We start from the raw sequence: 1,205 nt of genomic DNA on the forward strand, positions 1-1,205 counted from the left end.
CTTCTTGCTGTGGATGGGCCCAGAGAACCGCGGACCCTCGGTATGTACGAGCACGAACCGGCGGCCGGACTGCGGACCGCCCTGCGGCCGATGATACACACCCGTAACCCGTTCCCGAGAGGTCACCGCGACTCGTCAACCGCCCGACCGACACCCGGGATTGACGCCGTGCCTCCTGTCGTACAACAGCGCCTATCCGCGAGGCAGCCGCAGCACCGCCCGGCCACCGTCCAGATCCACCGGACCGAGCGGCGGGGCACCGTCGCCCTCCTCGTCCCGCAGCATCAACGTGGTCTTCCGCTGCTCGAGTTCGTGCTGCTTCCCGGCCGCGAACTGCGCGTGCAACTGCTCGAACCCGGTCGCCGAGATCTGCCCCTCCCGCCCCGTCCCCCGCCAGGGCACCCACTTCGACCGCCCGGCCCGCAGCGCCAACTGGTCCAGGAAGGCCACCAGCACCAACGCGCAGACCAGCCCCGGCAGACTCATCGCCCAGAAGATCGCCACACCACTCACACCCCAAGCTCGGCAGACCCCCATCCTCCGACCCCGCCCCCGGAAACGCCAGAAGGCCCGGAGTGGAAATCCACTCCGGACCTTCTGCGGTGGTGGGCCTAACAGGACTTGAACCTGTGGCCTCTTCCTTATCAGTTTGGCGATCCAAAATCCGTGGGCACATCAGCTGCAGGTGGCGGGGTGAGCGGAGTCCGCTGGCGTCCACCGACTTCCGCCGCCGTGTGACCGCGTTGGCGTGCACTACTGGCGTACGCCCATGGACGCTGGCCCCTGTGCATATGCACGGTCCATCCTGTTCAGGTACTCATCCCCTTGGAAGGAGCGGCCAGTGATCGAGCGGAGCCCGCGCGGCACATACCTGCAGATCGCCGACGCGTTGCGCGCCGAGATCGGTGGCGACCCGCAGGTCACCAACCTGCCCTCCGAGGCCGAGCTGATGGCGGCGCACGGAGTCGCACGGAGCACGGTGAAGCGGGCACTCGATGTTCTCGCCACTGAAGGTCTGATCAAGTCCCAACCTGGGGTCGGGTGGTCCGTCGTAGGTGGAGACACCGAGCCCCCTCTCCTGGACCGGATCACCGGGTACATCGAGATCGACCAGCTCAAGATCGGCGACCCGTTCCCGTCCGAAAAGGTGCTCACCGAGCGGACGGGCGCCTCACGCCATACGGTGCGGCGAGTCCTCGCCCAGC

The 1,205-nt window shown here is 67.5% G+C and carries 2 protein-coding genes; one reads left to right on the forward strand and one right to left on the reverse strand.

Annotated elements, in window-relative coordinates; genetic code table 11:
* Positions 1 to 192: 192 nt before the first annotated feature.
* Complete coding sequence (locus tag ABD323_RS40360; protein ID WP_184924713.1) at positions 193 to 486, reverse strand: DUF6191 domain-containing protein; 294 nt, start codon at positions 484 to 486, stop codon at positions 193 to 195.
* Between the two features lie 355 nt (positions 487 to 841).
* Here ABD323_RS40360 and ABD323_RS40365 point away from each other — a divergent pair.
* Positions 842 to 1,205 (forward strand): GntR family transcriptional regulator (locus tag ABD323_RS40365; RefSeq protein ID WP_344447096.1); only part of this gene is annotated, 364 nt, incomplete at its 3' end.

The organism is Kitasatospora nipponensis (assembly GCF_039528135.1).
Classification (GTDB): Bacteria; Actinomycetota; Actinomycetes; order Streptomycetales; family Streptomycetaceae; genus Kitasatospora; species Kitasatospora nipponensis.